22 protein-coding genes and 2 pseudogenes are annotated in these 26,397 nt (G+C 73.3%); 12 read left to right on the forward strand and 12 right to left on the reverse strand.

The window, feature by feature from the left end; genetic code table 11:
• Nucleotides 1-17: 17 nt before the first annotated feature.
• Nucleotides 18-236 carry a DUF2093 domain-containing protein gene (locus J3A75_RS08375; RefSeq protein ID WP_012317890.1) on the forward strand — a complete coding sequence of 73 codons (219 nt, stop codon included), beginning with the start codon at nucleotides 18-20 and terminating at the stop codon, nucleotides 234-236.
• 3 nt (nucleotides 237-239) lie between these two features.
• On the opposite strand, the gene lpxK is transcribed toward J3A75_RS08375, so the two are convergent.
• From lpxK to J3A75_RS08390, 3 genes are read right to left on the reverse strand one after another with little or no spacing between them, the layout of a single operon-like run.
• Nucleotides 240-1,220 carry a tetraacyldisaccharide 4'-kinase gene (gene lpxK, locus J3A75_RS08380; protein ID WP_012317891.1) on the reverse strand — a complete coding sequence of 327 codons (981 nt, stop codon included), beginning with the start codon at nucleotides 1,218-1,220 and terminating at the stop codon, nucleotides 240-242.
• Entirely contained in the window at nucleotides 1,220-2,551 is a 1,332-nt protein-coding gene (locus J3A75_RS08385; protein ID WP_059409135.1) for a 3-deoxy-D-manno-octulosonic acid transferase, read from the reverse strand. The genes lpxK and J3A75_RS08385 overlap by 1 nt, the downstream gene beginning before the upstream one ends.
• On the reverse strand, nucleotides 2,548-3,333 hold the full coding sequence (locus tag J3A75_RS08390) for a lysophospholipid acyltransferase family protein (protein WP_012317893.1): 786 nt from the start codon (nucleotides 3,331-3,333) through the stop codon (nucleotides 2,548-2,550). Before J3A75_RS08390 ends, J3A75_RS08385 begins: the two co-directional genes overlap by 4 nt.
• Nucleotides 3,334-3,604: 271 nt before the next feature.
• Between J3A75_RS08390 and J3A75_RS08395 the strand changes: the two are divergent.
• Nucleotides 3,605-4,120, forward strand: a pseudogene (locus tag J3A75_RS08395) (VIT1/CCC1 transporter family protein); the annotation flags it as partial.
• A 61-nt stretch (nucleotides 4,121-4,181) separates the two neighbouring features.
• Nucleotides 4,182-5,105 (forward strand): metallophosphoesterase family protein, encoded by a 924-nt coding sequence (locus J3A75_RS08400; protein ID WP_209649966.1) that lies wholly within the window; start codon nucleotides 4,182-4,184, stop codon nucleotides 5,103-5,105.
• 63 nt (nucleotides 5,106-5,168) lie between these two features.
• Here J3A75_RS08400 and J3A75_RS08405 read toward each other — a convergent pair whose 3' ends face one another.
• Nucleotides 5,169-5,330: a hypothetical protein gene (locus J3A75_RS08405; RefSeq protein ID WP_012317896.1), complete on the reverse strand. Its 162-nt coding sequence runs from the start codon at nucleotides 5,328-5,330 to the stop codon at nucleotides 5,169-5,171.
• Nucleotides 5,331-5,649: 319 nt separating this feature from the next.
• Here J3A75_RS08405 and J3A75_RS08410 point away from each other — a divergent pair, with 319 nt between their 5' ends.
• A complete protein-coding gene (locus J3A75_RS08410) occupies nucleotides 5,650-7,044 on the forward strand; it encodes an amidase family protein (RefSeq protein WP_012317897.1) in 1,395 nt (464 codons plus the stop codon).
• A gap of 85 nt (nucleotides 7,045-7,129) precedes the next feature.
• A complete protein-coding gene (locus tag J3A75_RS08415) occupies nucleotides 7,130-7,294 on the forward strand; it encodes a hypothetical protein (protein WP_012317898.1) in 165 nt (54 codons plus the stop codon).
• Nucleotides 7,295-7,311: 17 nt separating this feature from the next.
• Here the strand turns inward: J3A75_RS08415 and J3A75_RS08420 are convergent, their stop codons facing one another.
• The 4 genes from J3A75_RS08420 to J3A75_RS08435 are packed head-to-tail and all read right to left on the reverse strand — an operon-like array spanning nucleotide 7,312 to nucleotide 13,877.
• Nucleotides 7,312-8,454, reverse strand: coding sequence for a M20/M25/M40 family metallo-hydrolase (locus tag J3A75_RS08420; protein ID WP_209650912.1), 1,143 nt, complete (start codon nucleotides 8,452-8,454; stop codon nucleotides 7,312-7,314).
• Nucleotides 8,455-8,474: 20 nt separating this feature from the next.
• The gene (locus J3A75_RS08425) at nucleotides 8,475-9,947 is read right to left on the reverse strand and encodes a M81 family metallopeptidase (protein WP_209649968.1); all 1,473 of its coding nucleotides are present in this window, start codon (nucleotides 9,945-9,947) and stop codon (nucleotides 8,475-8,477) included.
• A 31-nt stretch (nucleotides 9,948-9,978) separates the two neighbouring features.
• The gene (locus J3A75_RS08430; RefSeq protein ID WP_209649971.1) at nucleotides 9,979-12,336 is read right to left on the reverse strand and encodes a penicillin acylase family protein; all 2,358 of its coding nucleotides are present in this window, start codon (nucleotides 12,334-12,336) and stop codon (nucleotides 9,979-9,981) included.
• Nucleotides 12,333-13,877 (reverse strand): acetolactate synthase large subunit, encoded by a 1,545-nt coding sequence (locus J3A75_RS08435; RefSeq protein WP_209650913.1) that lies wholly within the window; start codon nucleotides 13,875-13,877, stop codon nucleotides 12,333-12,335. Before J3A75_RS08435 ends, J3A75_RS08430 begins: the two co-directional genes overlap by 4 nt.
• A 209-nt stretch (nucleotides 13,878-14,086) precedes the next feature.
• Here J3A75_RS08435 and J3A75_RS08440 point away from each other — a divergent pair, with 209 nt between their 5' ends.
• Entirely contained in the window at nucleotides 14,087-15,688 is a 1,602-nt protein-coding gene (locus J3A75_RS08440; protein ID WP_209649973.1) for an ABC transporter substrate-binding protein, read from the forward strand.
• Nucleotides 15,689-15,693: 5 nt separating this feature from the next.
• Nucleotides 15,694-17,085, forward strand: a complete 1,392-nt coding sequence (locus J3A75_RS08445) for an amidase (RefSeq protein ID WP_209649975.1) — start codon at nucleotides 15,694-15,696, stop codon at nucleotides 17,083-17,085.
• A 59-nt stretch (nucleotides 17,086-17,144) separates the two neighbouring features.
• On the opposite strand, the gene J3A75_RS08450 is transcribed toward J3A75_RS08445, so the two are convergent.
• Nucleotides 17,145-17,402 (reverse strand): hypothetical protein, encoded by a 258-nt coding sequence (locus tag J3A75_RS08450; RefSeq protein ID WP_312892339.1) that lies wholly within the window; start codon nucleotides 17,400-17,402, stop codon nucleotides 17,145-17,147.
• Nucleotides 17,403-17,598: 196 nt separating this feature from the next.
• Entirely contained in the window at nucleotides 17,599-18,303 is a 705-nt protein-coding gene (locus J3A75_RS08455) for a sigma-70 family RNA polymerase sigma factor (protein ID WP_012317906.1), read from the reverse strand.
• Nucleotides 18,304-18,505: 202 nt separating this feature from the next.
• Here J3A75_RS08455 and nthA point away from each other — a divergent pair, with 202 nt between their 5' ends.
• Genes nthA through J3A75_RS08470 form a run of 3 tightly spaced genes read left to right on the forward strand, consistent with a single transcriptional unit; the run spans nucleotide 18,506 to nucleotide 20,141 of the window.
• Entirely contained in the window at nucleotides 18,506-19,165 is a 660-nt protein-coding gene (gene nthA / locus J3A75_RS08460; protein WP_209649977.1) for a nitrile hydratase subunit alpha, read from the forward strand.
• Entirely contained in the window at nucleotides 19,162-19,821 is a 660-nt protein-coding gene (gene nthB, locus J3A75_RS08465) for a nitrile hydratase subunit beta (RefSeq protein WP_209649979.1), read from the forward strand. The genes nthA and nthB overlap by 4 nt, the downstream gene beginning before the upstream one ends.
• Entirely contained in the window at nucleotides 19,818-20,141 is a 324-nt protein-coding gene (locus J3A75_RS08470; RefSeq protein WP_012317909.1) for a nitrile hydratase accessory protein, read from the forward strand. Before nthB ends, J3A75_RS08470 begins: the two co-directional genes overlap by 4 nt.
• On the opposite strand, the pseudogene J3A75_RS08475 reads toward J3A75_RS08470, so the two are convergent.
• Together J3A75_RS08475 and J3A75_RS08480 are read right to left on the reverse strand one after the other, a co-directional pair.
• Nucleotides 20,129-21,006, reverse strand: a pseudogene (locus J3A75_RS08475) (MBL fold metallo-hydrolase). The gene J3A75_RS08470 and the pseudogene J3A75_RS08475 sit on opposite strands and share 13 nt — an antisense overlap.
• A gap of 206 nt (nucleotides 21,007-21,212) precedes the next feature.
• Nucleotides 21,213-22,223 (reverse strand): SDR family oxidoreductase, encoded by a 1,011-nt coding sequence (locus J3A75_RS08480; protein WP_012317911.1) that lies wholly within the window; start codon nucleotides 22,221-22,223, stop codon nucleotides 21,213-21,215.
• Nucleotides 22,224-22,402: 179 nt separating this feature from the next.
• Here J3A75_RS08480 and J3A75_RS08485 point away from each other — a divergent pair, with 179 nt between their 5' ends.
• Together J3A75_RS08485 and J3A75_RS08490 are read left to right on the forward strand one after the other, a co-directional pair.
• Nucleotides 22,403-22,672, forward strand: coding sequence for a hypothetical protein (locus tag J3A75_RS08485; RefSeq protein WP_012317912.1), 270 nt, complete (start codon nucleotides 22,403-22,405; stop codon nucleotides 22,670-22,672).
• Nucleotides 22,673-22,832: 160 nt separating this feature from the next.
• Entirely contained in the window at nucleotides 22,833-26,246 is a 3,414-nt protein-coding gene (locus J3A75_RS08490; RefSeq protein WP_024830897.1) for an acyl-[ACP]--phospholipid O-acyltransferase, read from the forward strand.
• Nucleotides 26,247-26,397 lie beyond the last annotated feature (151 nt).

The following is a 26,397-nucleotide window of genomic DNA, read 5'->3' on the forward strand; positions in this document are numbered from 1 at the left end:
TCGAGCAGGAGGCGGACGTGCTGGGTCGTTACGAGCGCGCGAACAACGGCGAGGCGGTCGTCGAGTACGGCGACGGCACCATGCGGGTGGTGAAGCCCGGCAGCTTCGTGCGCTGCGCGGTGACCGGCGAGCCGATCCCGCTCGACGCCCTGCGCTACTGGAGCGCCGCCCGCCAGGAGGCGTACGTCTCCCCCGAGGCGATCCTCAAGCGGCTGAAGGAAACCGGCCGCCCCTGACGCTCACGGCGCACCGAGCGCGCCGCGGATCTGCCGGCGCAGCGCCTCCGCGTCGTCGAACGCGAGGCGGACGCGCAGCACCCGCACGCCCGCCGCGAAGGCCCGAGGCAGGCGCACCGCGTCCTTCTCGGTGGTGACGAGCTCGGCGTCGAGGCGCCGGGCCGCCTCGGCAAGGGCCGCCAGCTCGCGCGCCCGGTAGGGATGATGGTCGGGGTAGGGGCGCGTCCCGACGATCACCGCCCCCGCCTCGGCCAGGGTCGCGTAGAATTTCTCCGGGCGGCCGATCCCCGCGAAGGCGAGGCAGCGGCGGCCGGCCAGATCGTCCGCCTCACGGACGAGGCGCGCCCCGTGGACCGGGAGGCCGCGCCGCTCGGCCGCCCGGGCGACCGCGTCGCCTCCGGCCCCGTTCCCGATCACGATCAGGCCGCCGACATGCGGCCATTGCCGGGCGAGCGGCGCGCGCAGCGGCCCCGCGGGGAACGGCAGGCCGTTGCCGAGGCCGGCGGGGCCGTCGACCACCGCGAGGCTGAGGTCCTTCGCGAGGCTCGGGTTCTGGAGGCCGTCATCCATCACGATGACGTCGGCGCCGAGGCTCCGGCACAGGGCGGCCCCGGCCGGGCGGTCGCGGGCGACGACCGCGGGGGCGCGGCGGGCGAGGAGCAGCGGCTCGTCGCCGACCTCGGCGGCGGCGTGGTGCGCGGGATCGACCCGCACCGGACCCGCGAGCCGGCCGCCGTATCCGCGCGACAGGAAGGCCGGCGCGGCGCCGAGCTCGGCGACGAGGGCCGCCACCGCCAGGGCGGCCGGCGTCTTGCCGGCACCGCCGAGGGTGAAGTTGCCCAGGCACAGGACCGGGCAGCCGGCCCGCGCGCCGGGTCGGTCCATCCGTCGCGCCGCCAGCGCCCCGTAGACCGCGCCGAGCGGCCCCAGCCCGCGCGCGGCCGGATGGTCCGGCCCCGCGGCCCAGAAGGCCGGCGGTCGCATCAGGCCCGCGCGAGCGGGCGCGCGGGGCTGCCGCGGTCGAGGCGCTGGAGCTTCATCTGCGCCACGAACGGGTCGAGGACCGCGAGCGTGCGCGCCACCGCCCCCTCGAACGGCTCCAGGGCGCGCTGCCCGGCGCGGGCCATGTCGGCGAGGCGCTGCCGGTCACCGAGAAGTTCGGCGGCGACCGCCGCCAGCTCGACGCCGTCGCGCACCGGCACGGCGCCGCCGGCGCGGTCGAGGGCCTGGTAGATCACGCCGAAATTCTCGGTGTGCGGCCCGTGCAGCACCGCTGATTCGAGACGCAGCGGCTCGATCGGGTTCTGGCCGCCCCGCGGGACCAGGGAGCCGCCGAGGAACACCAGGGGGCTGAGGCGATAGAACAGGCCCAGCTCGCCGATCGTGTCGGCGACGTAGACCTCGATCGAGGGATGGGGCCGCCCGCCGGTGGACCGCAGCGCGCTGCGCAGGCCGACGGCGTTCGCGCAGGCGACGGCCTCGCCGCCCCGCGCCGGGTGGCGCGGGGCGATGATGGTCAGGAGCTGGGGAAACTGCGCCTTCAGCATCGCGTGCGCGTAGGCGACCATGGCCTCCTCGCCGGGATGCGTGCTCGCCGCGACCCAGACCGGCCGGCCGGCCACCATCGATCCCAGATAGGCGAGCTGCTGCGCGTCGGCCGGCGGCACCGACGCGTCGAACTTCAGGTTGCCGGCGATGCTCACGCGCGGCGCGCCGAGCTTGGCGAAGCGCTCGCCGTCCTCCTGGGTCTGCGTGAGGCAGATCGCGATCCGCGCCAGGAGCGCCTTCGCGGTGCGCGGGCAGCGCTCCCAGCCCCGGAACGAGCGCTCCGACATGCGCCCGTTGACCAGGATCAGCGGGATCTCGCGCTCGTCGAGCGCCAGGATCGTGTTCGGCCAGATCTCCGACTCGGCGATCACCGCGAGGTCCGGCTGCCAGTGATCGAGGAACCGTCCGACCCAGCGCGGCGCGTCCAGGGGCATGTACTGGTGCACCGCGCCCGGGGGCAGCCGGCCGCCGACCAGCTCGGCGGCCGCGCGCGTGCCGGTGGTGACGAGGACCGAGAAGCCGCGGGCGATCATGCCCTCGACGAGCCCGATCAACGACAGGGCCTCGCCCACGCTGGCGCCGTGCATCCAGGCGAGCGGCCCGACCGGCCGGGCCCGCCCCGGCAGGCCCCGCCGCTCCGGCAGCCGGCGCGGATCCTCCTTGCCGCGCTGCGCGCGCCACGCGAGCAGACCGGTCAGCGCCGGCTCGCCGATGCGCAGGCCGGTCCGGTAGGCCTGCAGCGGCAGGGTCACGGAGGGGCGCCTCACGCGAGGTCTCCCACCGGCGCGCGCCGCGTCTCGGGGAGCGGGTCGCGGTAGAGCGCCGCCCGGTCGGCGCGCCCGACGAGCGCGTAGGCGCGGGCGTGGACCCGGTTCATCTCGGCCTCGACGAAGCGGCGGAGCGCCTCGAACGCCTCGCCCTCGCTGTCCCGCGGGACGTAGATCGGGTCGCCCAGCACGATCGCGCCGCGGCCGAAGGGCAGCCCGAGGCAGGCCCGGTCCCACGAGTTGAAGCGCAGGTGCCGGCTCGTCACCACGGCCGCCGGGACGATCGGCCGGCCGGAGAAGCGCGCGAGGGTGAGGATCCCGGCGTCGCACCGGCGCGAGACCTTCGGCACGTCGGCGCTGAACGCCACGGATTCGCCGGCCTTCAGGGCCCGCAGCATCGCCCGCAGGCCCTCCGCGCCGCCCTTGGCGCGCTGATCGGTGGCGCGCCCGCGGCCGCGGGCGCCCGAGGCGCGCATGACGCGGACGCCGAATCGCTCCAGCGCGATGGTGTTGATGTTCCCGTCCTGGTTCCGCGAGATGATCGTCGCGACGCGGTCGCCCGGCCGGCGCAGGAGCGGCATCATGATGTGCTGGCCGTGCCACATGCCGAGGATCAGCGGCGTGCGCGCGTCGATCCACCCGTCCGCCGCGCCCGCGGGCGCCTCGCCCGCGTGGATCTCGAAGCGGTTGGTGAGGCGCACGAGCCGCAGATAGGCCGCCGCGAGGCGGCCGAGGAGGCGCTGCACGGGCGGGTTACGGAGGAGACGCTTACCGAGGCTCATGTCACGCTTGGGTCGGGCCGGCGCGCCGCCGCCCGATCGGGTCCGGATCGAATTCGACCGCGCATGGTCTAGCCCCCGCTCCGGAGACGAGACAATCGGCCTCGTCCACAACCACACGGATAGGCCGCCGGGGTCGGCGGGCATCGCGGCGCCGCGGATGCTCCCGCGGCGCGGCGAAAACACGGCAGCGCTCCTTGTTTAGATCAATTCCAGAGTATAGATTGGAATGGATCAAAAGAAGGAGCTTCCCATGGCTGCCGCTCTCAACAGCGCTGCCGAACTGCACGCCGAAGCGCGCCGCGCCTTCGTGCTGCGCTACGTTCAGCCCGGCCTCGCCGGCCTGATCGACGGCTCGGTCTCGACCCTCGCGCCGATCTTCGCGGCGGCGTTCGCCACGGGTCACAACGGCGCGACCTTCCTGGTGGGGCTCGCGGCCTCGGTCGGCGCCGGCATCAGCATGGGGTTCACCGAGGCCCTGTCGGACGACGGCGCCGTCACGGGCCGCGGCGACCCGTGGCTGCGCGGCCTGGTCTGCGGGGCGATGACAACCCTCGGCGGCCTCGGCCACACGCTGCCCTACGCGATCCCCGACACGCTCCCGGCCGGCTGGCCGAACCCGTTCGTCCTGGCGACGAGCCTCGCGATCCTGGTGGTGATCGTGGAACTCGCCGTCATCGCGGCGATCCGCACGCGCTTCATGGCGACGCCGTTCTGGCGCGCGGCCCTGCAGGTCATGCTCGGCGGCGCGCTGGTGCTGGTCGTCGGGATGCTGATCGGAAGCGCTTGACGGGACGCGCCGCGCCCGCGATGCGGGGCGCCTTTCCCCGTGTCGAGGGTGACCACCGGCGTTGACCTTCCGCCTCGCCCATCTCAGCGACCCGCATGTCGGCCCCCTCGGCCGGGTGCGCCTCCGCCAGCTCATCGGCAAGCGCGCCACCGGCTACGCCAACTGGCGGCGCGGGCGCTCGCGCAGCCACGACATGACCGTGCTGGAGGCGCTGGTCACCGACCTGAAGGCGCAGGGCGCCGGGCACGTGGCCTGTACGGGCGACCTGTGCAACATCGGCCTGCCCAGCGAGTGGGAGACCGCCCGCACCTTCCTGGAGGCTTTGGGCTCCCCCGAAGCGGTGAGCTTCGTGCCGGGCAACCACGACGCCTATGTCCGCGGCTCCCTGGAGGGCCTGCTCGCCGCCTGCGGCCGCTACACGGGGGACGATTCGGGCTCGTGGGGCCACTTCCCGTACCTGCGGCGGCGCGGGCCCCTGGCCCTGGTCGGCCTGTCCAGCGCGATCCCGACGAAGCCCTTCGTGGCGACCGGCCGCCTCGGCGCGTCGCAGCTCGCCGCGGCCGAGACCCTGCTCCGCGCCCTGGCCACCGAGCCCGGTCGGCCGTTCCGGGTGGTGATGATCCACCATCCGCCGCAGCCCGGCGGAGCCTCGCCGGGGCGCGAGCTCAAGGACGCGGCGGCGTTCACCGCGATGGTCGGGCGGGCCGGCGCGGACCTGATCCTGCACGGTCACAATCACGTCACCAGCACCGCCCGGATCGCGGGGCCGGACGGGCGGACCGTTCCGGTCATCGGCGCCCCCTCCGCCTCGGCGCGCCCGGACGGGCACGGGGCGATCGCGTCGCGCCGGGCGTCCTACCTGCTGTTCGAGATCGGCCGGGCGGAACAGGGATACGAGGTCACGGCCCGCCGGCGGGGCCTCGACGCGTCGGGCACCGTGACCGACCTCGGCACGCTGGACCTCGACGCGCCGGATCGCGCCTGAGGGCGCGACCCGGCGCGGCCGCGATCACGGCCGTGCCGGGTCAATGTTCAGCACGGATGCGGTTCAGATGCCGGCGACCGCGAGGTCGGCGCGCTGCTGTCGGCTGAGACTTGCTTCGTAGCGCTCGGCCTGGAGGCGGGTGAGACCGCATATCAACGCGAGTGTCCCGCGATACACGGTATAGGTGCCGTCGTGAGTCGGCCTGACGCGAATCACCTCTGCCATGGGAGCCTGCCTTATGCTGGAGGTTGCCTGCTTTCGTCTGAGGAAATCGTCCCTTCTCGCTGGATTGGCCGGTCGAACGCGCGAACGAGGGCGAGGTTATCAGTCGTTCCGAGGGTGGCAAGGGTCGTATACGTCGAAATGCTTAGGCCCTTCCGCTGCAATGCGGCAAAGCCTTGGCCGGGCTCGCGATCCGCGGATGCGCAAAAAAGCGGCCGGCGTCTTGCATTTTGAATATGCTGCGCGCGCCGGCCGAGAGCCGCTCGGGCGGTGCGAATCGTAGGATGGATCCCGCCCGTCCGGGCGCGCGAAAGGAACACCCATGCAGCTCTGGCGTCTCACGGCGACCGACCTCGCGGCCCTGATCCGCTCCGGCCAGGTCTCGGCCCGGGAGGCCGCGCGGGACGCCCTCGACCGGCTCGACGCCGTCAACGGGCGCATCAACGCCGTGGTCGAGCATCGCCCCGAGGACGTGCTGGCGCAGGCGGAGGCGGTGGACGCCGCCCGCGCGCGCGGCGAGGCCCCCGGGCCGCTGGCGGGCGTACCGGTCACCATCAAGGTCAACGCCGACCAGCGCGGCTTCGCGACGACGAACGGCCTGCGCCTCCAGCGCGACCTCGTGGCGACGGACGACAACCCCGTCGTCGCCAACCTGCGCCGGGCCGGCGCCGTGCTGCTCGGGCGGACCAACACGCCGGCCTTCTCGCTCCGCTGGTTCACCACCAACCAGCTCCACGGGGACACCAAGAACCCCCGCGACCCGGCGCTGACGCCCGGCGGCTCCTCCGGCGGCGCCGGCGCCGCGGTGGCGGCCGGGATCGGGGCGATCGCGCACGGCACCGACATCGCCGGCTCGGTGCGCTACCCGGCCTACGCCTGCGGGGTGCACGGGCTGCGCCCGAGCCTGGGCCGGATCCCGGCCTGGAACGCGTCCTCGCCCGAGCGCGGCATCGGCCCCCAGCTGATGGCGGTCTCCGGTCCGCTCGCCCGCAGCATCGCCGATGTGCGCCTCGGCCTCGAGGTCATGGCGGCGCCCGACCCGCGCGACCCGTGGTGGGTGCCGGCACCGCTGGACGGGCCGCCGGTCGCGCGCAAGGTCGCCCTCTGCGTGCGGCCCGGGGGACTCGCCACCGCACCGGAAGTGGAGACCGCCCTGCGCGAGGCCGCGCGGCGCCTCGTCGAGGCCGGGTGGGCGGTCACCGAGATCGCCGACACCCCGCCGATCCGGGAGGCCAGCGAACTCCAGCTCCAGCTCTGGCTCGGCGACGGCTACGCGGCGGTCCGGGCCGCGGCCGAGCGGGAAGGGGATCCGGCGGCGATCGGTCTCCTGGAGAGCTTCCGGCCGCGGGCCGAGGCGATGGCGCCCGACGCCATCGCGCGGGCGCTGACGCGGCGCGCGACGCTGGCGCGGGAATGGGCGCTGTTCCTCGCCGAGAACCCCGTGCTGCTGGTCCCGGTGTCGGGCGAGCTGCCCTTCCCGGACGGGCTCGACCGCACCGGCGATGCCGGGATCGCCCGGGCCTTCGAGGCGAACCTGCTGCAGGTCGGGCTGGCGCCGATCGGCGTCCCGGCGCTCACGGTGACGACCGGCCTCGTCGGGCGCACGCCCGTCGGCGTCCAGCTGGTCGCGGCCCGCTACCGCGAAGACCTCTGCCTCGCGGCCGGCGCGGCGATCGAGGCCGGCGGCGTGCCGGAGATGCCGGTCGACCCGGCCTGACGCCGAACCGCCTCCGCCGGAACCGAACCGTGGCGGCCCCGCTTTTACAACCATTGGTTGCAGAGAGCGCGGCATGGAGCGCGGCATGTCGATGATCGCCACCGGCGGGTGCCTCGGAAGCACCCTGACCTGTCTGCTGGCCTTGCCGTCGGGGCCGCTCCTCGCCCTGGCGGGCTTCTTCGGCGGCGGCACGGCCGGGGGGCTCCTGGGCGCGCTGGCGGTCGCGGCCCTCGGCCGGGGTCGCGCCTGACCGCGGCGCGGCCGGGCTCACGCCCGGCCGGCGGCGCCGAGGCTGGCGAGCAGGGCCGCGAACAGCCGCGCCCGCCGCGGCAGGCTCTCGATCAGCACGTGCTCCTCCAGGGTGTGGTAGCCCTGGCCCAGAGGCCCGAGCCCGTCGAGGGTCGGGATGCCGTTGGCGCCGGTGAAGTTGCCGTCCGAGCCGCCGCCGGCGCTGCGATGCGGCAGGGGCTGCCCGAGCGCCTCGCTCAGCGCGCGCGCCCGCTCGTAGAGCGCCATGCAGCCGGCATCCGGCTCCCAGACCGGCCGGGTCACGCCCCGGGTCACGGTGAAGCGGACGCCGTCCTCCTCGCCCGACAGGGCCAGCATCCGCGCGACGCCGCGGTCGAGGTCGGCCTGCCGCTTCGCCATGCTGAGCGCCTGCCCGCGGCAGACGGTCGGGACGCAGTTCACCCACTGCCCGCCCGAGACGACCCCGGTCGAGACGGTGCAGTCGGCATCCGACAGCGCGTCGATGGCGAGGATCTTCCGCGCCATCGCGCGGATCGCCGAGCGCCCCTCGTGGGGCGAGGCGCCGGCGTGGCTCGGGCGGCCCAGGGCCTCGAGCTCGAAGCGGGCGATGGCGTAGCGCCCGGTGACGACCCCGTTCTCGGGCTGGCCGGGTTCGGGCACCAGCACGAAGGCGTGACGGGCGGCCTCCGCCTCGATCAGGTCGCGGGTGGAGGGGCTGCCGACCTCCTCGTCGCCGGTGAACAGGACGGTCACCGGCAGCGGCGTCTCGATCCCGGCCGCCGCCAGGGCGCGGATCGCCGCCAGCGCGACGACGTTGCCGCCCTTCATGTCGAGGATGCCGGGACCGTAGGCGCGGTCGCCCTCGATCCGCCAGGGCAGGCTGCCGAGGGTGCCGACCGGATGCACCGTGTCGAGGTGGCCGAGCACCAGGATGCCGGGCGCGTCGCGGTCCCGGTGCGGGAACCGGGCGCGGACGCAGTCGCTCAGGCCCATGCGGCTCGGGATCGTCTCGACGGTGGCCCCGAGGAGCGCGAGATCGCGGGCGGCCACGCCCATCATGCGGTTGACCGCCGCCGCGTCGTGGGTCGGGCTCTCGCACAGGACCCAGGGCTCCAGGGTCGCGAGGATGTCGCGCGCGTCGAAGCGCAGGTCCGGGATCATCTCCGGGATCATCTCCGGGATCATCGGGCTTTCTCCTCGGCGAACGGATCGGCGACCCGCGGCCAGTAGAGGCCGGACCGCTTGGTGTAGGGGATCGCGCCGTAATCCGGCGGGACGGCGCCCGGCGCCGCGACGTAGCGGACCTCGCTCGCGATCGGCGCGAAGGCGGCGTAGAAGTGCTGCATCGACTTCACCACGACGATCCGCTTGTCGTCGAGGCTCAGGCCGAGGCCCGTGAACGCGTCGGGCGCGAAGGCCTGCTGGCGCTTGTGGGTCAGCACCACGTGGATCCCGTCCGCCTCCACCCAGGCCGCGGGGCCGAGATGGGCCCGGCCGCCGCTGAGGCCGGTCTGGCTGTGGTCGTCCGAGAGGCCGCGGACCGTGACGCGCAGGTCCACAGGGTCCCCGGAGGCCACGCCGCACTTGCCGCCGATCCGCAGAGTGAAGGTCGCCCCGAGGCCGGCCTCGTGGCAGATGCCGACCGCGCCGGGATCCCAGATCAGGCCGAGCGCGACGTCCGCGATGCCCCGCTCGGCGAGGCGGGCGAGGATCGCGGTGTTGTCGGAGGGGGCGCCCGCGCCGGCATTGTCGGCGAAGTCGGCGAGCACCATCGGGCGCGGGTCGTCGGAAGCGAGGGCGCGATCGATCGCCGCGTCGATCGTATCGCAGCGGCTCGCCGCCTCCTCCCGCATGGCCCAGACGGCGCCGGCCAGCTCGTCGGCCAGCGCCTGCGCCCGGGCGGCATCGCCGTCGGCGACGACCAGCATCTTGGCGCCCACATCCGCCACGTCGCCCCAGGGGAAGCCGTGCCCGAAGGAGACCGACAGGATCCCGTCGCGCCCCTCCAGCGCCTCCATCCGACGCACGAAGCCCGCGACCGGCTCGCGGCTGGTGCGCCACATGTTGACGATCCGGCAGTCGGCGTAGGCCATCACCGGCCGGATGTCCTTCGACACGGTCCGGACGACCAGCGGATACAGGTCGCGGGCGCGGTCGACGATGTCGGTGTGCGGGTATTCCTTGTAGATCACGATGACGTCGGCGCTGGTCCGCATCGTCTCGGTGAGGTGGCAGTGGAGATCGAGCTCGACGCCGATCGTGGCGTCCGGGCCGACGACGGCGCGGACCCGCTCCAGGGTGTCGCCCTCGCAGTCGTCGTACCCCTCGGCCACCATGGCGCCGTGCATGAACAGCAGCACCGCGTCGACCGGCATCGCGGCCTCCAGGTCCTCCAGCAGGGCGTCGCGCAGCTCCTCGTAGACGCCCCGCAGGGTGATCCCGCCGGGCTGCGCGAAGGTCGAGAGGCTCTCGACGACCGTATGCCCGTCCGCCTCGGCCATCGTGCGCCAGGCCTTGAGGCCGATATTGCTGAGGCTCGGCGGGTTCCGGCTGCCGTCCCGGCGGGCGTAGTCGGCGTGGAACGCCGACCGTCCGGTGGGCAGCGGCGCGAAGGTGTTGGTCTCGGTGGCGAGGCCGGCGATGAAGATCTTCAAGGTCCTGTCCCAATCCGTCCCGGCCGCCGGGTCAGGCGGGGCTCGGGGTCAGCGTGATGACCGTCTCGGTCGCCGCGTCCACGGCCGCGCGGCCGTAGAGCATCGGCACGTAGTCCTGGCGCCCCCAGACCGGGGCCAGGTCGGCGTAGTGCGGACTTCCCGGGTCTCCCGACTGGCCCGGCACGTTGATGAAGACCGAGCGGTCCCAGTCCCCGACGTCCACGACCATGCGGAACGAGGCGCCGTGGGTGAGCCGGAACGTGTCGGTCCGGTACTCCGCGTGCATGACCGATGCCGCGGCGCCGCCCACCGGCAGCGGGCCGACGTCCCAGCCGGATCCGGGCGCCTGGGCCGTCAGCGGATGCGCGAACAGCGCGTGGTGCAGGCGGCCCCAGGACCAGTGCGCCGGGTCGGCGCCCATCCGCTCCCGGCAGGTGCGAAGGCCGGCGCCGAGGGCGTCGCTGATCAGGCCGGCGCGCGTCGCCGGGTCGAGACCGGTCTCCAGCCGCTCGAGCAGGCTCTGCGTGTCGCCGGGCGGCAGGAGGCGGCGCGTGCCGGCATCGGGCACGAGCGCCGCGAGCAGGGCCGGGCGCAGGTGCCGGACCCAGACCACCTCGATGAGGGCGGCCGCCGCGGAGCCGTGGTGCAGCGCGCCGTCGAACGCGGCCAGCACGGCCCGGGCCGCGGCGGCGTCGGGATCGTCCGCCGCCGGCAGGGCGCGCACCAGGTCGGCCAGCCGCCGGGCCGGCTCGGAGACCACGTCGCCCTGGAGCGCCCGCGAATCCGCGAGGCTGTGCCGGTCCTGCCCACCGAGGACGGCCCGGATGCGGCGGGCCCGCCAGGGCTCGGCCCACTCGAACCCGACCCTCCGGTCCTCCGCGGGATAGTCCGGCGGCAGGTTCATCTCGTTGGCGGTGGCGAGCCAGCCCGCTTCCGGATCGACGCTCCGGGGCAGGGCGCCGGGATCGTGGAAGCCGGCCCAGTCGTACCGCCCGTCGCCCGGCACCGGCAGCAACCCGTCATGGCCGGGCCGCACCGGCGCCTTGCCGGCCATGAACCACGCGATCCGCCCCGCCGCGTCGGCGTAGAGCTGGTTCACCGAGGGCGCCGACCAGTGGCGCAGGGCGTCGCCGAAGGCCTCGGGCGTCGTGGCGCCGAGATAAGCGAGGCTGCCGAGATAGGCGGCAGCGCCGGGCTCCGACCAGACGGTCCGCAGCGCGAAGGCGCGGCCCCTCTCCTCGCGGAGGACCGGCCCGTGCCGGGTGAAGCCGAGGATCACGGTCTCGTCCGGCCCGCCGCGCACCGGGATCCGCTCCGCGACGCGCGCGATCGGTTCCCAACCGTCGCCGGAGCGGTAGCGGTCGGGATCGGCCGGGTCGGTCTCGCAGACGAACAGGTCCTCCTGATCGATCGGCGCGATGGTGAGGCTGAAGGCGGCGTGGCCGTTATGGCCGATGGAGATGCCGGGCAGGGCCGGCTCGCCGGCCCCGATCACGTCGAGTCCCGGCGCGGTGAGGTGGACGGCGTAGCGCAGCGAGGGCTGCAGGTAGACCCGGTGCGGGTCGCTCGCCAGGATCGGCCGGCCGGTGGCGGTGCGGGCTGGCCCGACCACCCAGTTGTTCGAGCCCTCGGCCGGCTCCTTCGGCGCGCTGCGGGGACCGCGCGTGACGGCCCCGTGCGCGTCGACCCTCGACCAGTCCCAGGCCTCCGCGCGGGTCGCCGCCACCCGGTCCGGGCCGAACCCGACCGGCGCGGTGGCGAGACGGAAGGCATCGAGGAGGTCGTCCGGCCAGTCGGCGGCGTCGAGGCCGTCCGGGACGACCGGCTCATGGGGCGGGCTGATCCGCTTGCGCAGATCGTCCGTGGCGAGCCCGTCCGCCGGGCTGCGACCGCGGGCGAGGACCCGCGCGCGGGCGACCTCGGACAGGACGTTGCGGATCAGCGCGTGGCTGCGGATGCGCACCACGTCCTCCGGCTGCCACAGGGCCGGGCGCGTGCCCGTCAGGGCGAATTCCGGCGGACGCAGGTCGGGCCGCGCCTCGGCGAGGGCGACGTAGGCGTTGATCCCCGACACGAAGGCGGCGACGATGGCCCGCGTGTCCTGCGGCCCGTAGGCCGCCCACTCGGCCGCCATGTCGCCGCGGTAGAGGAACAGCCGGGCGGCCCGGTCCTGGGCGAGGTAGCCCGGTCCGAAATCCGCCGCCAGCAGGCCGAGCCCGCGCTTGCGCCACAGGTCGAGCTGCCAGAGCCGGTCCCGCGCCGCGTTGAACCCCTGCGCGCGGAAGGCGTCGAGCGCGGTGCCGGCGCGGATATGCGCCAGCCCCCAGCGGTCGACGCGGATCTCCACCGGCCCGTCGAGGCCGGGGAGGGCGTAGGTCGCCACGCTCACAGAGCCACTTCGATGAGGTGCGGTCCCGGGTTGGCCAGCGCGTGCTGGAACGCCTCGATGAAGTCGGGCAGGGTCTCGACCCGCCGTCCCGCGACGCCGAAGCCGCGGGCGAGGCTCACCCAATCCACGGCCGGATCGTCGAGGCTCAGCATGCCCAGCGCCTTCGGGCCGGGATTGAGCGCGCCGACATTGGTGAGTTCCGCCCGCAGGATCGCGTAGGAGCGGTTCGACCAGACGAGCGTCACCACGTCGAGGTGCTCGCGCGCCTGGGTCCAGAGCGCCTGCACCGTGTAGAGCCCGCTGCCATCGGCCTGCAGGTTGATGACCTTGCGGTCGGGGCAGGCCACGGCCGCGCCGGTCGCCATCGGGATGCCGAGGCCGATCGAGCCGCCGCTGAGCTGCAGCCAGGTGTGGGGCGCGGCGTCCCGGGTCAGGGCGAAGAAGTTGCGGCCCGTGGTGATCGACTCGTCGCAGATCACCGCGCCCTCGGGGATCAGCGCGCCGAGCACCTGCCCGATCGTGTCCTGGTCGAGGGGACCGGAGGTCGGGAGCTTCGGCCGCGGCCCGATAGCGACCGGCTCGGCGGGCGGGGCCGCGACGGCCTCGGCGAGCCGCTCCAGGGCGTCGATCTGGTCCTCCTCGGGCGTGGCCAGCGTGATCGTGGTGCTGCCCTCCGGCGCCAGCAGGCTCGGCTTGCCCGGGTAGGCGAAGAAGCCGACCGGCGGGGTCGCGCCGATCAGGACGATGTGGCGGAAGTCCTTGAGCGCCGCGATCCCCTGGTCGATCGGGTAGGGGAGGCGCTCGATCGGCACGGTGCCGGCGCCGCGGTCGATCCGGGCGTTCGAGGTCATCGCCATCAGCTGGGCGCCGGTCTTGCGGGCGATCCGGTCGGCGATCACCCGGCCCTCGCCGCGCACGGCCCGGTCGCCGAGATGCAGGAGCACGGGCTCGCCGCTCTGCAGGGCCCGCACGGCCGCCGCGATCGCGTCGTCGCTCGCCCGCGCCCGCTCGGGGATCGGCGGCACCGGCTCGGGGCCGGTGCCGGGATCCCAGGCGGTGTTGGCCGGCAGGATCAGGGTCGCGACCTGACCCGGGGCGGTGCGGGCGGCCGCGATGGCGGCGGCGCCGTCGGAGCCGATCTCGGTCGCGCTCATGCCGGTCCGCACCCAGGAGGACATCGGGTGGGCCAGCCCCTCGATGTCCGAGGTGAGCGGCGCGTTGTACTCCCGGTGGTAGGTCGCGTGCTCGCCGACGATGTTGACGACGGGCGTGCGCGCCTTCTTGGCGTTGTGGAGGTTGGCCAGCCCGTTGGCGAGGCCGGGCCCGAGATGGAGCAGGGTCGAGGCCGGCTTGTCGGCCATGCGGGCGTAGCCGTCGGCGGCGCCGGTCGCCCCGCCCTCGAACAGGAACAGGACGCAGCGCATGCCCTCGACGCGGTCGAGGGCGGCGACGAAGTGCATCTCGGAGGTGCCGGGATTGGTGAAGCAGACCTCGACGCCGCCCTCCACCAGGGTCCGGACCAAGCTCTCGGCCCCGTTCATGGCGCGCGGCGTCTCGTCGGTCACGGGCGTCTCCTTCAGGGGCCGGCCGTCCCGGCTGGCGACTCGCATTTTGTATTATCGTGACGCAGCCGGCGCCACGCGCAAGAGGCGACGTCCGGCATCTTCTGTTCGCCGAACGCAGGGCCTAAGCCTGGGCGTGGCGCGGGAATTGCGGTTGGCGCGCCGCAACTTCGACGATTGGGATCCGGATGACATTTCGCCGCCTGATTGCCGCCGCCCTGGCGGGTACCGTAGCCCTGACGGGGTCGGCCAGCGCCGAGAGCGTCCTGCGCATCGCCATGACGGCGAGCGACATCCCCACCACGACGGGCATGCCCAACAACGGCTTCGAGGGGATGCGCTTCCTCGGCTACCCGATCTTCGAGGGGCTGGTGCAGTGGGACCTCAAGAGCACCACCAAGCTCGCCGGCATCATTCCGGCGCTGGCCGAGCGCTGGGAGCAGGATCCGAACGACAAGGCGGTCTGGACCTTCCACCTGCGCCAGGGCGTGAAGTTCCACGACGGGACGCCGTTCAACGCCGACGCGGTGATCTGGAACCTCGACCGCTACTTCAAGAACGACAGCCCGCAGTTCGAGCCGCAGGGCGCCGGCATCTCCCGGGCCCGGGCGCCGCTGGTCGGAAGTTACAAGAAGGTCGACGATTCGACCGTGCAGATCACCACCACCCAGGTCGCCTCGTACTTCCCCTACATGGTGGTCTACCTGCTCTTCACCTCGCCCGCCTCCTTCGAGAAGGCCGGGCGCGACTGGAGCAAGGTCGCGGCGCTGCCGGCGGCCGGCACGGGCCCGTTCAGGATCACCCGCGTGGCCCCGCGGGAGGCGGTCGATCTCGCCAAGTTCGACGGCTACTGGGATCCGAACCGGATGGCCAAGGTCGACAAGGTCCGGCTGCTGCCGATCCCGGAGGCGAATGCCCGCGTCGCCGCCCTGCGGGCCGGCCAGGTCGACTGGATCGAGGTGCCGGCGCCCGACGCGATCCCGTCGCTGAAGCAGGCGGGCTTCACCATCACCACGGGCTCGTACCCGCACGTCTGGCCCTACTTCTTCAACATGGGCGCCAAGGACAGCCCGCTGAAGGATGTGCGCGTCCGGCAGGGCCTGAACTACTGCATCGACCGGGCCGGCATCGTCGAGCTCCTCAACGGCACCGCCGAGCCGGCGAGCGGATGGCTGAACGACAAGGACCCGAATTTCGGCAGCCCGAAGAATCGCTACACCTTCGACGCCGCCAAGGGGAAGGCGCTGCTCGCCGAGGCCGGCTACACCGACAAGAAGCCCGTGAGCCTCAAGGTGATGATCTCCTCCTCCGGCTCGGGGCAGATGCTGCCGATGCCGATGAACGAGTACCTGCAGGAGAACCTGAAGCAGGCCTGCAACGTCGATCTCACCTTCAACGTGGTCGAGTGGCAGGTCCTCCTGAACGCCGGCCGGGCTCTCCCCGACGCCCCGAGCCTCCAGGGCGCGATGGCGCTCAACGTCTCCTCGCCCTCGTCGGACGCCGCCGTGATGGCGCGCTACTTCGCGGGCGACCGGTTCCCGCCGAACGGCTTCAACTTCCCCACCTGGAAGGACGACCAGTTCGACGCCGCCCTCAAGGCGCTCGCCGAGACCACCGACGCGAAGGTGATCGACGCGCAGACCAAGGCCGCCCACGAGCGCCTCGTGGACGATCCGCCGTGGCTGTTCGTCGTCCACGACCTCAATCCCCGCGGGATGTCCAAGAAGGTCCAGGGATTCGTCTCGCCGCAATCCTGGTTCGTCGACCTCACCCTCGTCAGCGTGCAGTAGAACCCATGTCCGACATCGATCCCGTACACGCCTCCGCGGCCGAGCTCGCCCGGTCGCTCCAGGCGCGGACCCTCTCGCCGGTCGACGCCGTCGAGGCCCTCCTCAGCCGGATCGAGCGGCTGGAGCCGAGGCTCCAGGCCTTCACGGAGGTCTTCGCCGCCGACGCCCGCCTCGCCGCCGAGGGGGCCGACCGGGCGATCCGGTCGGGCCACGCCGTGGGGCCGCTCCACGGCGTCCCCGTCGTGCTCAAGGACCTGATCGACCTGGAGGGCCGGATCACCATGGGCGGCTCGGCCGCCCACCGGGCGCGCCGGGCCGAGCGCACCGCGACGATCGCCCGGCGCCTCATCGGCCAGGGCATGATCGTGCTCGGCAAGACCCACACGGTCGAGTTCGCCTACGGCGGCTGGGGCACGAACCAGCATCTCGGCACGCCGTGGAATCCCTGGGATCCGGAGACGCCGCGCACCCCCGGCGGGTCGAGCAGCGGCACCGGCGTGTCGGTGGCGGCCCGGATGGCGCCCTGGGGCATCGGCACCGACACCGGCGGCTCGGTGCGCCTGCCGGCCTCGTTCTGCGGGCTGACGGGCCTCAAGGTGACGGTCGGGCGCGTCTCGACCTGGGGGATCGTGCCGCTCTCGATGACCCTCGACACGCCCGGGCCGCTGGCCCGCACCGTGGAGGACACCGCGCTGCTCTACGAGGCGATCTCCGGCCCCGATCCCCGCGATCCGACGACCCGCGGGGTGGCGCCGGACGCGCCCTGGCCGGCGCTGAACCGCGGAGTCCGCGGCCTGCGCCTCGGCCGGATGCCGGCCTCGGAGCGGGACGGGGTCGCCCCCGACATGCTGGCCGCCTACGACGCGGCCCTCGACCTCCTGGCCGGTCAGGGCGCCGAGATCGTCGACGTCGCCCTGCCGTTCCGCTTCAGCGACTGCGTGGCCATGAGCCAGATCACCAACGCGGAGGCCTACTTCGTCAACGGGACCCTGGCGGAGGATCCCTCCGCAGAGCTCGGCGACGCCGTCCGGGCGCGGATCCTGGCCGGCGCGAACGTCTCGGCCCAGGAGTATCTCGGCACGCTCCACCGCCGGGCCGCGATGAAGCAGCAGTACGACGCCGCCCTCGCGGGCATCGACGCCCTCCTGACGCCGACCACGGAGAGCGCGGCCGTCGCGCTCGACGCCGTCGACGAGGCGCACCTGCCGTCGCGCTTCACCCGGTTCGGCAACCTGCTCGACCTCTGCGCCCTGGCGCTGCCGAACGGCTTCACCGCGTCCGGGCTGCCGCTCTCGCTGCAGATCGTCTGCCGCGGCTACGAGGAGACGACGGCCCTGCGGATCGGACAGGCCTACCAGAGGGTGACGGACTGGCACCTGCGTCGGCCCCCGGTCTGAGACTCGCGAGGCTCTCGCCTCCGGCGTCCGCTGATGGTGAGGCGGGATCCGCGGTCCCGTCACGCCCGCCAGAAGGTCAACAGCCACCAGAGGCCCGTCAGTGCGGACCAGATCGATCGCACCGCTCTGACGATTTCGTTGATCCTGAAGTACTCCATGAGGAAGGCGCCGAGGAAGACACCATAGAGGGCGGCAACAACCGTGGCCGTGGCCGACGAGAGGATCCCGAGCCCCCAGACCGCGGCGGCGACGGCGAGGCCGAAGGCGCACAGACCGAAGGCGAGGAAGACCGGATGCTTCGCGCACCACGCCGCCACCCGGCCGTTCTCTGCTGACGAGTGTTGCATGGGCCCACCTCGAATCGATGACTGACATCGATCCTACGGGCCGCGACTTCCGGCCATCGTGAGGACGCGCACAGGACCGGCGCAGGTCCTGCGGTTGATCCACGTCCAGGGTGCGGCGGCGCCGGAACGAGGCCGCGTCAGGCCGTGCCGCCGGGGGCTCGGCCGATCACGCGGCCGGAGCCTGCCCAGCCACGACGACGCCGAGGGTATCGAGGAGCGACGACCGGGCCCGGCTCACGCGGCTCTTCACGGTGCCGACCTGGCAGCCGAGCATGATCGCGGCCTCCTCGTAGGTGTGGCCCTCGGCGCCCACCAGCAGCAGCGCCTGGCGCTGCGCCGACGGCAGGTCGCCGAGACGCTCCCAGACGACCTTGAGGGTGCTGGCATCCTCCTGATCGGACGGGCTGGTCATCTGACCGGCATGCGTCCCGTCCACGTCCTCCACCTCCCGCCGCGTCTTGCGCAGATCGGTGTAGAACTGGTTGCGCAGGATCGTGAACAGCCACGCGGTGAAGTTGGTGCCGGGCCGGAACCGCTCCTGGTTCGCCCAGGCCTTCACGAAGGTCTCCTGCACCAAGTCGTCGGCGCGGCTCACGTCGCCCACGAGCGACAGGGCGAAGGTGCGCAGGGCCGGCAGCGCCTTGATGATGTCGCCGCGGAAGTCGAAGGGCACCGTCTCCCCGTGCGCCGTGACCGCCGCCTCGAACCGCGATACCAGCGCGGCGAGCTGCGCCGGCAGGGGCTCCAGCTCGACGACCTTGAAATACTCCCGGATCGGCAGGGCGAGGTGCTGGCCGATGGACGCGGCGTAGCCGGCCCCGTCCCGGGTGCCCGCAGTTGCATCTGGCCGGTCCGCAACGTCCTCAGTCATGAACGTTTCCGCCTCCCACGCTGGCATACTAGAATAGCTCTAACGTCGGTAGCGATAAAATTCTGAACCTATGCCAAACGCTCCCGAGTGTGACAGGGAATTTAGGCAGAGTGCCCGGGGTGACAACGCCGGCCGGATCCGCCTTCCCGGGCTGGCGGCGGCGGGCCGGGCGATGCAGATTGCGGGCAGTCAGGAGAGCGGGATGAGTCACGATCACGCGCAGCACTCGCATGATCATCACGATCACCACCACGGCAGCGACCTGTCGCCGGTCGAGGCCCGGGTGCGCGCCCTGGAATCGCTGCTCACCGAGAAGGGCTACGTCGACCCGGCGGCCCTCGATGCCCTGATCGAGCTCTACGAGACCAAGGTCGGCCCGCACGCGGGCGCCCGCGTCGTGGCCCGGGCCTGGACCGATCCCGCCTTCCGGGCGCGGCTCCTGGCCGACGCCACGCCGGCCATCGCCGAACTCGGGATCGGCGGCCGCGGCGGCGAGCACATGGTGGTCGTCGAGAACACGCCGGAGATCCACAACCTCGTCGTCTGCACCCTGTGCTCCTGCTACCCGTGGCCGGTGCTCGGCCTGCCGCCGGTCTGGTACAAGGCGCCGCCCTACCGGGCCCGGGCGGTGATCGACCCGCGCGGCGTGCTCGCCGAGTTCGGGGTGACGCTGCCGGAAACGACCCGCATCACCGTCTGGGACTCGACGGCCGAGACCCGCTACATGGTCCTGCCGATGCGGCCGGCCGGGACCGACGGCTTCTCAGAGGAGGCCCTGGCCGCCCTCGTCACGCGCGATTCCATGATCGGCACGGGGCTGCCCGAAGCGATCCCGGCCGCCCCCGCGGAGATGCCGGTATGAACGGGGCCCAGGATCTCGGCGGCGCGCACGGCTTCGGGCCGGTGGTGCCGGAGCCGGACGAGCCGGTCTTCCACGCCGCGTGGGAGCGCCGCGTCTTCGCGCTGGCGATGGCCATGGGCTACACGGGCGCCTGGAACCTCGACGGCAGCCGGGCCAACCGCGAATCCCTGCCGCCCGCGGAATACCTCGCGTCGAGCTACTACGAGATCTGGCTCAAGGCCCTGGAGAAGCAGGTCGTCGCCACGGGGCTGGCGACGCCGGCCGAGATCGAGTCCGGCCGCTCCGCGGAGCCGGCCAAGCCCGTCGCGCGGGTCCTGGCCCGCGAGGGCCTGGAACAGCGCTTCCGGGCCGGCTTCCCGAGCAGCCGCGCCGCCGACGCCCCGGCGCGCTTCGCGGTGGACGACGCCGTCCTGGCCCGCAACATCCACCCGACCGGCCACACGCGGCTGCCCCGCTACGTGCGCGGCAAGCGCGGCCGGATCGTGCGCGTCGACGGGGTCTTCGTCTTCCCCGACACCAACGCCTACCGGGCGGGCGAGAACCCGACCTGGCTCTACACGGTCGCCTTCACGGCGCGGGAGCTGTGGGGCGAGAGCGGCGACCCGGGGGGCGTCGTCACGGTGGCGGCCTTCGAACCGTACCTGGACCCCGCGTGACCGCGCCGTCGCCCAGCCCCTTCGCGGCGCCCTGGGAGGCGCAGGTCTTCGCGCTGGTGGTCTCCCTGCGCGAATCCGGGCTGTTCACGTGGTCGGAATGGGCGGACCGGCTCGGCCGGCAGATCCGGCCGGCCGAGTCTCCCGAGCAGGCGGCCGATTACGGCGCGTGGCTCGCGACGCTGGAGGCGCTCCTGGCCGAGCGCGGCGTGGCGGGACCCGAGAGCGTCGCGGCGCGGACCGAGGCCTTCCTGCGGGCCGCGGAGGCGACGCCCCACGGCCAGCCGATCCGCCTGGAGAACGACCCGCTCTACCGGCCCTGAACCCGCAGGCTGTCGAGCGGCACCGGCGCGGCGTGCGACCGGCCGCTCATCAGCTGGTCGAGCAGGGCCAGGACCTCGGGTCGCCCGCAATTCCGGGCGGGCTCGAACGGCGTCCAGGTCTGGGCGAAGTCGAGGCGCTCGAACACGTCGCGGTAGCGGCGCAGCGCTCGCTCGGCGTGAGCGGCACCCCGCGCACGAAGGCCTTGTGGGCCGAGATCGTGGTGGCCCGGCGGAAATCCGCGGGGTCGAGCTCGAACTTCAGCGCGTCGCCGCAGAAGCAGATTTTTCGCCCACGGTCGTACAGGATCGCGTGGCCATCGAAATGACCCGCGGTGCGGTGCAGCTCCAACCCCGGCAGCGGCTCCAGAAAATCGTCGTAGGGCCAGCTCACCTGGAGCGCGGCGCTCCAGGTGAAGTCGGCCGCCGGCAGGCACAGCTCCGGGTCGAACCGGTCCTGGAGCTGCGGCAGCGCCCCGTAGGAGTGCGGGTGCGAGGCCGAGAGGACGGCCATCCCGCCGAGCCGCTCGATCTGGTCGAGGGCGGCCTCGCTGAAGACCGGGCAGCCCTCGAAGCCCATGTTCCCGTGCTCGGTCTGGATCAGGTAGGCGGACGGGCCGATGCCGGAGACCGGCTCGTTCCAGAAGCGCCAGACGCCGGGCTCGAGTTCCTGCCAGTGGCAGGGGAAGGCCTCCTGCGCCTCGCGGGCGGTGCGGAAGCGCCACCCGTCCTGCGGCACGACGTGGCGGGCGTCGAGGCACATCGGGCAGGCGGCCGGCGCCTCGAAGTGCCGCTGCCAGAACCCGCAATTGTCGCAGGTATAGGCGGGCAGCTTCAGGGCGCCCGCGAAGGGCAGATAGCCGGGCATCGTCGTGGACCTCTTCGGGGGCGGCGCGTGTGATGCGGCCGCAGTCGCAGTCGCCTTCTCCGCCGCCGCGAGCGGAGCGAAGCGACCCAGGGCAGCGCGACCTCGGCGGGGGCGGCGCAACGGGATGGCTTCGCACCGCTCGCGACGACGGCGGCGGGCCTATCGATCGGAACGGGCTTAGCAGGCGGCGCGCACGGGCGCAGCCGTCAGATCCGCTCCGGCCGCCGGCGCGCCGAGCGGGCGGCGTGGACGGTGCCGGCGAGGCCGACGAGGGCCAGCCCGACGAGGCCGCCGACCACGACGTCGCGGGTCCGGCTCGTGACGAACTCTCCGCGGCTCGCCTTGGTCCGGCCGATGAAGCGCCCGTCGATCCCGACCGGGCCGGGCACAGCTTCGTAGAGGTTGCCGTCCATCTCGGGGATGGTCTCGTCGGAGAGCTGCGCCGCCCACATGGAGGCGGCCTTGCGGTCGGCGAGCGCCGGCGCCAGCGCCTGGGCAGCCGCCATCATCGCCGACGACCGTCCGACCCAGACCTCGCGGCGCGGGTGCTCGACCGCGTACAGGATCGCCTCGGCGCAGAGCCGCGGGTCGAAGACCGGATCCGGCGCGTACTGGCGGTGGCCGGTGCGGTTGCGCGCCCAGTTGAACTGGGGCGTGTTGACCGCCGGCAGGTAGATCACGCTGAGGCTGACATTGACCCGGTCGTGCAGCAGCTCGCAGCGCAGGGCGTCGGTGAAGCCCGAGACCGCGAACTTCGCCGCGCAGTAGGGTGCCTGCAGCGGCGCCGCCCGGATCGCGAGTCCCGACGAGACCTGGATGATCGCGCCGCGGTCGCGGCGCTTCATGAAGCGCAGGGCGGCGAGCGTCCCGTAGACCTGGCTGAGATAGGTGGTCTCGGTGACCCGCCGGTACTCGTCCGGAGTGATTCGGTCGGCCGGATTCACCACCGTCGACATGGCGTTGTTGACCCACGCGCGGATCGGGCCGAGTTCGCGCTCCACCCGCTCGGCGGCGGCGTCCACGGCCTCCGGCTCGGCGACGTCGGCGCCGATCGCCAGCACCGGCTGGCCGTAGGCGGCCAGCGCCCGCTCGGCGGCGGCGAGACGGCCGGGATCCCGCGCGATCACCGCCACCGACCAGCCGCGCGCGGCGAATTCATGCGCGGTGGCGAGACCGATTCCGGCCGTGCCCCCGGTAACGACCGCAACCCGTGCCATACCCACCTCATCCTCGAGAGACCGAACCGGCAACCCGGTGCGGCGCGCTCGGTTGCGCCGCCGGACCGGTCCGGAACGTCACGGGGGCCGCCGATTTCGCGGTCCGGGACGCAACGTCCGACGGTGGCCGCTGTTGACTGGTCGTACCGCGTCATGCCGAACCATCGAGGGTCGCAGCCATGCGCACTGGACGACGCTTCTCCCTGCTCTCGCTCCCGATCGATCCGTGGCCGCAGGCGTCCCTGGCCGAGCGGACCGCCGTCGGGATGGTCCTGACCGGCCTGCTGCTCGTGCCGGCCTGCGCGGTCGGTGCCGCGCTCCTCGTGATCTCGGCCGTCGCGGCCCACGTCTACTGGTCCTACGATCTCGGCGCCGCCCTGCACACGTTCATCGCCCGGCACGCCGGGGCCGCCGCCGCGCGGAGGGGCCGCCTCGTCCACAAGGCCTGACGGCGCGGGCGCCGATCCGCGGCCGGGCGGCGCGGCGGCCGGCGGTGCCGGCCCGCACGGCTCGACCACGCGACGCCCGCGATCCCTGTGCGTTCGTCTCGGTCCGATTTGACCTGACCGTCTCTCGTGGGCCAGTCAGGTTCGGAACCGAGAGATCGCCATGTTCCGTACCCTGATGACTGCGCGGCGCTTCGCGCCGCTGTTCTGGTGCCAGTTCTTCTCGGCGTTCAACGACAACTTCCTCAAGAACGCGCTCGCCTTCCTGATCCTGTTCGGGATCGGCGGCCAGGCGGACGCCCATGCCGGTGTCCTGGTGACGCTCGCGAGCGCGGTGTTCATCGGGCCGTTCTTCATCCTGTCGGGTCTCGGCGGCCAGTGGGCCGACCGCTACGACAAGGCCCTCATGGCGCGGCGGCTCAAGTTCGCCGAGATCTTCGCGGCCGGCACCGCGGTGCTCGGCTTCCTGCTGCACTCGATCCCGGTCCTGTTCGTGGCTCTGGGCCTGTTCGGGACGATCGCGGCGCTGTTCGGCCCGATCAAGTACGGGATCCTGCCGGACCATCTCCGCCGCGAGGAGCTGCCCGCCGGCAACGCCCTCGTGGAGGCGGCGACCTTCCTGGCGATCCTGCTGGGCACGATCGCGGCCGGCGCGGCCTCGGCGATGGGCGGCTCGGGCCTCCTGTTCGGCGCCCTGGTGATGGGCTTCGCCGTCCTGTGCTGGCTCTCGGCCCGGATGATTCCGCCGACCGGGGAGGGGGCGCCGGACCTGCGCGTCGACCCGAACGTCGCCCGCTCGACCTACGCGCTGCTGCGCGACCTCTGGGCCGACACGCGGCTGTGGCGCGGCTCGCTCACGGTGAGCTGGTTCTGGCTGGTCGGCGTGGTGGTGCTGTCGCTGCTGCCGGTGCTGGTGCGGGGCGCCTTCAACGGCACCGAGACGGTGATCACGCTGCTGCTCGCGCTGTTCTCGATCGGCATCGCCGTCGGGTCCGGCCTCGCCTCGTGGCTCGCCAGCGGCCGGATCGTGCTGCTGCCGACGCCGGTCGGCGCGGTGCTGATGGGCCTGTTCGGCCTCGACCTCGCCTGGACGGTCGGCCACCTGCCGGCACCGCCCGCCGAGCCGATCGGCCCCCTCGGCTTCCTGCAGACCGGCCACGGCCTGCGCACCGGCATCGACTTCCTCGGGCTGGCGATCTCCGGCGGCCTCTACATCGTCCCGTCCTTCGCGGCCGTGCAGGCCTGGGCCGAGAAGGCGATGCGCGCGCGGATCATCGGCGCGGTCAACGTCATGACGGCGGCCTTCATGGTCGCCGGCACCCTGGCACTGGCGGCGCTGCAGGGCGCGGGCCTCACGATCGCGAGCCTGCTCGCCGTGGTGGCGGTGCTGAACCTGATCGTCGGCGCAGTCGTGTTCGCGACCCTGCCGACCAGCCCGTTCCGCGACGCCCTGTCGATCCTGTTCCGGGCGTTCTACCGGCTGGAGGTGCGCGGCTTCGACAACCTCGCGGCGGCCGGGCCGAACGCCATCGTGGCCCTCAACCACGTCTCGTTCCTCGACGCGCCGCTCGCCCTGTCGCTCCTCGACCAGGAGCCGGTCTTCGCCATCGACAGCGGCATCGCGCAGCGCTGGTGGGTCCGGCCGTTCCTGCGCGTCACCAAGGCGATGCCGCTCGACCCGACCCGGCCGCTCGCCACCCGGACGCTGATCAACGCGGTCAAGGGCGGCGAGACCCTGATCATCTTCCCGGAGGGCCGGCTCACGGTCACCGGCAGCCTGATGAAGGTCTACGACGGCGCCGGGCTGATCGCCGACAAGTCGGGCGCGATGGTCGTCCCGGTGAAGCTCGACGGCCTGGAGCGCACGGTCTTCTCGCGGCTGTCGCGCGGGCAGGTGCGCCGCCGCTGGTGGCCCAAGGTGACCGTGACGGTCATGCCGCCGGTGCGGCTGACCGTGGACCCCGCGCTCAAGGGCAAGGCGCGGCGGCAGGCGGCGGGCGCCGCCCTCTACGGGATCATGTCGGACCTCGTGTTCCGCACCGCGGACATCGACCGCGGCCTGATGGCGGCGCTGATCGAGGCGGGCGAGCGCCACGGCTGGGGCCGCAACGCCCTGGAGGACCCGGTCGGCGGCCGCCTCAGCTACAGCCGGCTCGTGATGGGCGCCAACGTGCTCGGCCGCAAGCTGATGCCGCTGGCGCCCGTGGGCGGCCGGATCGGCGTCATGCTGCCGAACGCCAACGGCGCCGCGGTGACGCTGTTCGCCCTGGCCTCCGCGGGCCGGGTGCCGGCGATGATCAACTTCTCCGCCGGCCCCGCCAACGTGCTCTCGGCCTGCCGGGCAGCGGAGGTCGGCAAGATCCTGACCTCGCGGGCCTTCATCGAGAAGGGGCGCCTGGGGCCGCTCGTGGAGGCGATCCGCGGATCGGTCGAGCTGATCTACCTGGAGGACGTGCGGGCCGGGATCACGACGGGGGACAAGATCCGCGGCCTCCTGGCGCCGCGCCGTCCCCTGGTGGCGCGCTCCGGCGAGGATCCGGGGGCGGTCCTGTTCACCTCGGGCAGCGAGGGCACGCCGAAGGGCGTGGTGCTCGCCAACCGCTGCATGCTCGCCAACGTGGCGCAGGTGGCGGCCCGGATCGATTTCGGACCGATGGACAAGGTGTTCAACGTCCTGCCGGTGTTCCACGCCTTCGGGCTCACGGCCGGGCTGGTCCTGCCCCTGGTCTCGGGGGTGCCGGTCTACCTCTACCCGTCACCGCTCCACTACCGGATCGTGCCGGAGCTGATCTACGGCTCGAACAGCACGGTGCTGTTCGGGACCGACACGTTCCTGACGGGCTACGCCCGCGCGGCCCATTCCTACGACCTGCGCTCCCTGCGCTACGTCGTGGCCGGCGCCGAGGCCGTGAAGGAGACCACCCGGAAGACCTGGGCGGAGAAGTTCGGGCTGCGCATCCTGGAGGGCTACGGCGTCACCGAGTGCGGGCCCGTCGTGGCGCTCAACACGCCGATGTTCAACCGCTTCGGCACGGTCGGGCGGATCCTGCCCGGCATCGAGACCCGCCTCGAGCCGGTGCCGGGGATCGACGAGGGCGGCCGCCTGTCCCTGCGCGGGCCGAACATCATGCTGGGCTACCTGCGCGCCGAGAAGCCCGGCGTGCTGGAGCCGCCGCCGGGCGGCTGGCACGACACCGGCGACATCGTGGCGATCGACGCGATGGGCTTCGTCACCATCAAGGGCCGGGCCAAGCGCTTCGCGAAGATCGCCGGCGAGATGGTGTCGCTCGCCGGCATCGAGGCGCTGGCCGCCGAACTCTGGCCCGACCGGCCGAGCGCGGTGGCGGCGGTGCCGGACGCGCGCAAGGGCGAGCGGCTGATCCTGTTCACGCAGGAGAAGGGCGCGACCCGGGCCGCCTACCAGAGCTTCGCCAAGGGTCGCGGCGCCTCCGACGTCGCGATCCCCGCCGAGGTGGCGGTGCTGGACGCGATCCCGATGCTCGGCACCGGCAAGGTCGACCAGGTGGCCGTCACGAAGCTCGCGCTGGAGCGGGCGAAGGAGAACGCGGCGGCCTGACGGTCGCGCCCGCGCGCGCGTCACCCAAACGGGGGATGCGGGGCTCCCCGGGATCCGCTCGTATCGTGAATACAGCCGCGATTCGAACCGCTTGACGCGTTCGGGGCGCGGGGCTGGAGGGGGCTCGGGGCGCAACGGCGAGGGACAGATC

This window comes from Methylobacterium sp. PvP105, assembly GCF_017876975.1.
GTDB classification, from domain to species: domain Bacteria; phylum Pseudomonadota; class Alphaproteobacteria; order Rhizobiales; family Beijerinckiaceae; genus Methylobacterium; species Methylobacterium radiotolerans.